We start from the raw sequence: 7115 nt of genomic DNA on the forward strand, positions 1-7115 counted from the left end.
GAAGGGGTTGTCGTCGGGCACGGAGCCGTCGGGGTAGATCCGGACGACTTTTCCGAGATGGGATCCGAGGTCCTGGGCCTGGGTGCGGAACTGCTCGTCCGACCGTTCGCCGAGGCCGACGAACAGGTGTCCCTCCCGGTCGAAGACCAGCCGGGACCCGAAATGCCTGGTACTCCGCACCTTCGGCTTTTGTGAGAAGATCACCTTGAGATCGTTGAGGGCGCTGCTGTCGGCACTGAGCGTCCCGCGCGCCACGGCAGTCGAGTTGCCGCCCTCTCCCGGCTCGGAATAGCTGATATAGACCAGCCGGTTCTGCTGGAACTGCGGATCGACCGCCACGTCGAGCAGACCGCCCTGCCCCCGGCTGTCCACTTTGGGCACGCCGGTCAGCGGCTTCGACAATTTGCCGTCGGCCGTGACGTGATGAAGATCGCCCTCCTTCTCCGTTACCAGGAAGCCGCCATCGGGAAGGGCGGCCATTCCCCAGGGCTCCGTCAATCCGTCGGCGAATGTGGTGACACGGACTTCCACCTTCCCGGTGCTGATGACCTTGTCCATGGCGAGTGCCGGACCCGAAGCGGCCAGCGTGGTCATTGCCAGAGCTATGGCGGCAGTAACCGGAGAGACGTTGGGCATCGGTTTTAGTCTCCTGGACTTTGCATTCTTCAGGAAACTGTATTTATGGGCCAAACCGGGTTGAACAACTCCTACTAAATTTCAACCTGGATCGGATAGTCCCACTATCTGGACATTGAGAAACCTATTTGACGCATCATCCCTCCATGAATACGATCGACACCCGGGAATGCGGCGACGGAACGGCAACGATGGCGGGCGACCAAGCGGGAATTCTGGAGCGGCCTGCGAAACAGCAGGGAACCGGAACGCAGACATTGCTTCGCGGGCTGGCATTGCTGGAATGCGTGGCCGACGGCATCGGTGACGTCAAGGGCATCGCATCCCGCCTGGGAACGCCGAGAAGCACGACCCACAGGATGCTCAACAGTCTGGTTGCAGAAAGATATCTGCTTCACGTTCCCTACAAGGGCTACCTGCTGGGCCCGAAGCTGATCCAACTCGGCATGAAAGCGCTTGAGCAGCGTCCGCTGATCGCCCTCGCCCGTCCCCATATCGAGGCGCTGGCGATGCGGACCGGCGATACGGTCCATCTCGGCGTCCTTGAGGACGGCGATGTTTTCTACCTGGACAAGATCGCCGGCACACGCGGGCTGGAGATGAGGTCGCGCGTCGGGCGCCGGATGCCCTTGGCATCGACGTCCCTGGGAAAGGGCCTGCTGCTCGGGCTGCCGCGCGACCAGTGGCGGCAATTTCACGAGCGCGCAGCCGATTCCGAGGCTCGGATGCAGGACCGGTTGCCGCAGGACCGTCCGCCACTGCCGCCCTGGCCGGAATTCGAGCGGCGAATGGCAAGCTACGTCGATCGGGGCTGGTCGTTCGACCTGGAGGAAAACGAGATCGGCATCCGATGCGTCGGCGCTCCCGTGCGCGATGTCCGCGACCAAGTGGTAGCGGCGGTCAGCGTCGCCAGCGCCGTGCCCTACATGCCGGATGACCGCATGGCGGAACTTGGTCCGGTCGTCCGCGCCGCCGCCGAAGCGATTTCAAAGGAACTGGGATGGAAGCCGGAATGACCGCCGCCTTGATAGCGCTCGACTGGGGAACGTCGAGTCTGCGGGCCTATCTGATGGACGGGGAAGGCCGGGTACTGGACCGACGCTCCAACGCGCACGGCATCCAGAACCTGCCTCTACCGGGCGCCCCCGGGTTCGAGCAGGTCTTCGGTGCGCTATGCGGCGAGTGGCTGAACCGGTCCCCGAAGTTGCCCGTCGTCGCTGGCGGCATGGTCGGCAGCGCCCAGGGCTGGGCCGAAGCTCCCTATGTCCGCTGCCCGGCCGATACCGCGGCGCTGGCCGGAAGTGCCGTTACGGTGGAAAGCGCCGCCGGGGTCCGCCTGCTGATAGCCCCCGGCGTCATCTTCGACCCGGCGGACGACACGCCCGACGTGATGCGGGGCGAGGAGATCCAGATCGCCGGCGCGCTCGCGGACAATCCGGAATTCTCGGCCCGCGCCTGCGTGGCATTGCCTGGCACCCATTCCAAATGGGTCCAGGTCAGCGACGGCAGGATCGTCCGCTTCGCCACCTATATGACGGGTGAGCTGTTCGCGGTTCTGACCAGGCACTCGATCCTCGGCCGGCTGATGCCGGAGGATACCGGTACCGATAGCGGCGCCGAGACGCGCGTGGCCGCCTTTACCGCCGGAGTCGAAGCCGCGCGCAACGGCTCCACCGGGGACTTGGCGCACCAGATCTTCGCGGCCCGCACGCTGGGCCTGACACGCAGGCTGCCGGCGGAAGCGCTGAGGGATTATCTATCGGGGCTGTTGATCGGGAACGAACTGGTTTCCGGTCTTGCCCTTGTCCGGGACACCCTCGCCTCCGATACACCGCTTGTCCTGATCGGCGAAGACGCCCTATGCGACCGCTATGTCAGCGCGCTCGCTGTGCTGGGCGTCCGGCCGGCTGCCAAGCTCGACAACACGGCCCCACGCGGCCTCTTCCAGTTCGCCGTCTCGGCCGGACTTGTCACGCCCAATTCCTTCGAAGGAGCGACCATCCCATGACCGGCACCCCCCTGGCCGCACGGCTCGACACCGCCTTCGCCACCCTGCCGCTGGTCGCGATCCTGCGCGGCCTGGCCCCTGCGGAAGCGGAAGAGACGGCGCAGGCACTGTACGAGCGCGGCTTCCGCCTGATCGAGGTGCCGCTCAATTCGCCCCAGCCGTTCGACAGCATCGCATCGATCCGCAAGCTGCTGCCGGCCGACGCGCTGGTCGGGGCCGGGACGGTGATGACGGTGGAGCAGGTATCGAGACTTTCCGATCTGGGCGCCGAGTTGGTCGTGATGCCCCATGCCGATGCCGAGATCATCCGGGCCGCCAAGGCGCGCGGCATGGTCAGCCTGCCCGGGATTACGACTCCGACCGAAGCCTTTTCCGCGCTGAAGGCGGGGGCCGACGCGTTGAAGCTGTTCCCCGCCGAACTGATCGGTCCGAAGATCGTGAAGGCGATGCGGGCGGTGCTTCCCCCGGATGTCCGGCTGCTGCCGGTCGGCGGCATATCGCCGGACACCATGACGGATTACCACGACGCCGGCGTCGCCGGGTTCGGTCTGGGATCGGCACTTTATACGCCCGGGATGACCGTGGCGGAGGTCGCTGAACGGGCCGACCGCTTCGTCACGGCCTGGAGCAAGCTTGGGGCTCGATGAGGCGTTTGCTCACTCCTCGGCGAGCTCACTCCTCGGCAGCCTTACTCCCCGGTGGAAGGACAAAGGTCGACGTCGTCGATTCGGCACACCGCCGGGATCGTTACGTGGGGGCGGGAGCGTAGTCGGAACGAGCGGATTTCGATACGGCCCTGAGCCTCCAGCCATGTCACGGCCTTCTGGATCAGGCGCGGATCGGTGCCCAGTTGTTCGCTGATGTGGTTGAAGGATACGGCGACGGCCTTCCGTTCGAGCAGGCGGTTGCGGCAGGCGCCCGCCACCTTCTCAGCCAGTTCCGGAATGCCCTGGTCCTGACCCAGTTGAACGACGATCCCCATAGACGGTGTCCTCCCCAGAGAAGCGCCCTCGTTCTTTTTGTTATCCGCGATCCTTCGGCCGGGCGGTTCTGCCTCCGGACTTAATCTTGTATGCGCTTGGTCTGCGACATTCTGTCGCCCCAGATAGTTTGCCGTGCCTGGGGCGGCAAGGCTAGCCGATTTCTCCAAAGGTCGATTTTGAATAGACAGCGGCGTACCGCATTGCGGCATATGGTGTTAGGCTTACACGCTGCGCCCTGCTCCCATTTCCTCTGAGGCGAATTCATGGCGATCCACGTCGCACTCAATCACAAGACGTTCTACAAATATGACCGGCTGGTTTCACTGGGTCCGCAGATCGTCAGGCTACGCCCTGCCCCCCACTGCCGAACGCCCATTCTCAGCTATTCATTGAAGGTCGAGCCTAAGCAGCACTTCCTGAACTGGCAGCAGGACCCGCAATCCAACTATCTGGCGCGGTTCGTCTTCCCGGAGAAGACCGACTTCCTGTCGATCGAGGTCGATCTGGTCGCCGAAATCTCGGTCATCAACCCGTTCGACTTCTTCCTGGAGCCCAGTGCGGAGCAGTGGCCGTTCGAATACGAGCCCTGGCTTCAGCGGGAACTGCGCCCCTACATGGAGACGACGGAAGTCGGCCCCAAGCTCAAGGAATGGGTCGCCGGCGTCTCGCGCGACCAGATGCAGTCGGTCAACTTCGTGGTGGCGCTCAACCAGCGACTCCAGCAGGACATCGGCTACGTCATCCGGATGGAACCGGGCATCCAGACACCCGAGGAGACGCTTACTCTCAGGACCGGATCGTGCCGGGACAGCGCGTGGCTGCTGGTTCAGATCATGCGGAACCTCGGCCTGGCAGCCCGCTTCGTGTCCGGCTACCTGATCCAGCTGACCGCCGACCAGAAGAGCATCGACGGTCCCAGCGGCACCGAGGTCGACTTCACCGACCTGCACGCCTGGACCGAAGTCTATCTGCCGGGAGCGGGCTGGATCGGCCTCGACCCGACCTCCGGGCTGCTGGCGGGCGAAGGGCATATCCCGCTGGCCTGTACGCCCGACGCGTCGAGCGCCGCGCCGATCACCGGCGCCGTGGACGAGGCGGAGGTCGAGTTCGGCCACGAGATGTCGATCACCCGCATCTATGAAGCGCCGCGTGTCACCAAGCCCTATACCGACAGCCAATGGGGCGCCATTGAGGCGCTGGGCCACAAGATCGATGTCGAGCTGAACGAGGGCGACGTCCGCCTGACCATGGGCGGCGAACCGACCTTCGTGTCGATCGACGACGCCGAAGGGGCGGAGTGGAACACCGCCGCCGTCGGACCGACCAAGCGCGCCTATGCGGCCAACCTGCTCGACCGGCTGATGCGCCGCTTTGCGCCGGGTGGTCTGGTCCATTACGGACAGGGCAAGTGGTATCCGGGCGAAAGCCTGCCGCGCTGGGCGCTGTCCATCTACTGGCGTCAGGACGGCGACGCTCTGTGGGCGAATTCCGACCTGCTCGCCAAGGAGACGGTCGATTACGGATTCGGCACGCAGGAAGCCGGGCTGTTCCTGGTGACGCTGGCGAAAAGGCTCGGGATCGATCCCAGCCTCGTGCTGGCGGCGTACGAGGACCCCTGGCATTACCTGCGCAAGGAATCCCAGCTTCCCGTCAACGTCGATCCGCTCGACAGCAAGCTTGAGGACAAGGAAGAGCGCGCCCGTCTCGCCAAGGTGTTCCAGCGCGGGCTGAACGAACCGGTCGGCTTCGCCCTGCCGATCAACCGCCGGATGGACCAGAAGGGTCCGGTCTGGCTGTCCAGCACATGGCCGCTCCGCCAGGAACGCCTGCTGCTCGCCCCCGGCGACAGTTCGCTGGGTTACCGACTGCCGCTGGGTTCGCTGCCCTGGGTCGATATGCGCGACTATCCCTTCACCTGGGAACAGGACCCGTTCGACACGCGCGGCCCGCTGCCGCCACATGCGGTACCGCTGCGCCAGCGCACGGTAGAGCCGCCCAAGCCGGAAGCGCTCCGCCGGCAGGCCTATCAGGCCATGGCCGAGGTCCGCACCGAGATCCCGGAAGAGGGCAAGTCCGCCTGGTGGATCGTCCGCACCGCGATGTGCTGCGAGGCGCGCGACGGCAAGCTGTACGTCTTCATGCCGCCGATGAGCATGCTTGAGGACTATCTGGCGCTGGTCGGCGAGATCGAGGCGACGGCGGTCGAGCTGAACATGCCGGTCATCATGGAGGGCTACCCTCCCCCGCGCGACCCGCGCCTGAACAGCATGGCGGTGACCCCGGACCCCGGCGTGATCGAGGTCAACATCCATCCGTCCCATTCCTGGGACGAGCTGGTCCGCAACAACTTCGCCCTCTACGAGGAAGCGCGGCTGGCGCGGCTGGGTACCGAGAAGTTCATGCTGGACGGCCGCCATGTCGGCACCGGCGGCGGCAACCACGTGGTGGTCGGAGGAGCGACGCCGGCGGATAGCCCGTTCCTGCGGCGGCCCGACCTGCTGCGCAGCCTGATCACTTACTGGCAGAACCACCCGGCCCTGTCCTACATCTTCTCCGGGCTGTTCATCGGGCCGACCAGCCAGGCTCCGCGCATCGACGAGGCGCGCAACGATTCGCTCTATGAGCTGGAGATCGCCTTCAACCAGATCGACCATGCCGCCGACAGCGGCTGGTGTCCGCCCTGGCTGATCGACCGAGTGCTGCGCCACCTGCTGACCGACATGCAGGGCAACACGCACCGGGCGGAATTCTGCATCGACAAGCTCTATTCGCCGGACAGCAGCAGCGGCCGGCTGGGTCTGGTGGAGTTCCGGGCGTTCGAGATGCCGCCGCATGCCCAGATGAGCCTGACGCAGCAGCTCCTGATGCGGGCCATGATCGCCCGGTTCTGGAAGACGCCGTACAAGAACAAGCTGGTGCGCTGGGGCACCGAACTGGCCGACCGCTTCATGCTGCCGCACTTCGTACAGCAGGACCTTGCCGATGTGCTGGCCGACATGCGCGAGCACGGCTATGCATTCCAGGATGAGTGGTTCGCCCCGCACTTCAATTTCCGCTTTGCGCTGTGCGGCGAAGTGGCACATCGCGGCATCGTGATGGAGATCCGGCAGGCGCTGGAGCCATGGCACGTCCTAGGTGAAGAGCCGGGCGGCGGCGGCACGGTAAGGTACGTGGACAGCTCGGTCGAGCGGGTTCAGGTCAAGGTCAGCGGTCTGACGGGTTCGCGCCATTCAGTCGTTTGCAACGGGCGCCTCGTTCCGCTGCATCCCACGGGCGTTGAAGGGGAATTCGTCGCCGGCGTGCGGTACAGGGCATGGCAGCCGCCTTCCTGCCTGCATCCGACCATACCGGTCCACAGCCCGCTGGTGTTCGATATCCTGGATACGTGGTCGGGACGGTCCGTGGGCGGCTGTTCATATCATGTTGCTCACCCGGGGGGACGCAATCACGAAACTTTCCCGGTAAATGCGCATGAGGCCGAGGGACGG

At 65.1% G+C, this 7115-nt stretch carries 6 protein-coding genes; 4 read left to right on the forward strand and 2 right to left on the reverse strand.

The genetic code is table 11. From position 1 onward, the window contains the following. On the reverse strand, positions 1-636 hold a 636-nt coding region (locus tag AC5JJ6_RS34185), incomplete at its 3' end, for a PQQ-dependent sugar dehydrogenase (protein ID WP_496046317.1). 146 nt (positions 637-782) lie between these two features. Between AC5JJ6_RS34185 and AC5JJ6_RS34190 the strand changes: the two genes are divergently transcribed. The 3 genes from AC5JJ6_RS34190 to AC5JJ6_RS34200 are packed head-to-tail and all read left to right on the forward strand — an operon-like array spanning position 783 to position 3291. Beyond that, complete coding sequence (locus tag AC5JJ6_RS34190; protein WP_496046318.1) at positions 783-1652, forward strand: IclR family transcriptional regulator; 870 nt, start codon at positions 783-785, stop codon at positions 1650-1652. Next, positions 1649-2644 (forward strand): 2-dehydro-3-deoxygalactonokinase, encoded by a 996-nt coding sequence (locus tag AC5JJ6_RS34195; RefSeq protein WP_496046319.1) that lies wholly within the window; start codon positions 1649-1651, stop codon positions 2642-2644. Before AC5JJ6_RS34190 ends, AC5JJ6_RS34195 begins: the two co-directional genes overlap by 4 nt. Continuing rightward, positions 2641-3291, forward strand: a complete 651-nt coding sequence (locus tag AC5JJ6_RS34200; RefSeq protein ID WP_496046320.1) for a 2-dehydro-3-deoxy-6-phosphogalactonate aldolase — start codon at positions 2641-2643, stop codon at positions 3289-3291. The genes AC5JJ6_RS34195 and AC5JJ6_RS34200 overlap by 4 nt, the downstream gene beginning before the upstream one ends. A gap of 41 nt (positions 3292-3332) precedes the next feature. On the opposite strand, the gene AC5JJ6_RS34205 is transcribed toward AC5JJ6_RS34200, so the two are convergent. Next, a complete protein-coding gene (locus AC5JJ6_RS34205; protein ID WP_496046321.1) occupies positions 3333-3626 on the reverse strand; it encodes a hypothetical protein in 294 nt (97 codons plus the stop codon). A 264-nt stretch (positions 3627-3890) separates the two neighbouring features. Between AC5JJ6_RS34205 and AC5JJ6_RS34210 the strand changes: the two genes are divergently transcribed. Further along, positions 3891-7115 (forward strand): transglutaminase family protein (locus AC5JJ6_RS34210; protein ID WP_496046322.1); only part of this gene is annotated, 3225 nt, incomplete at its 3' end.

This window comes from Skermanella sp., assembly GCF_059503625.1.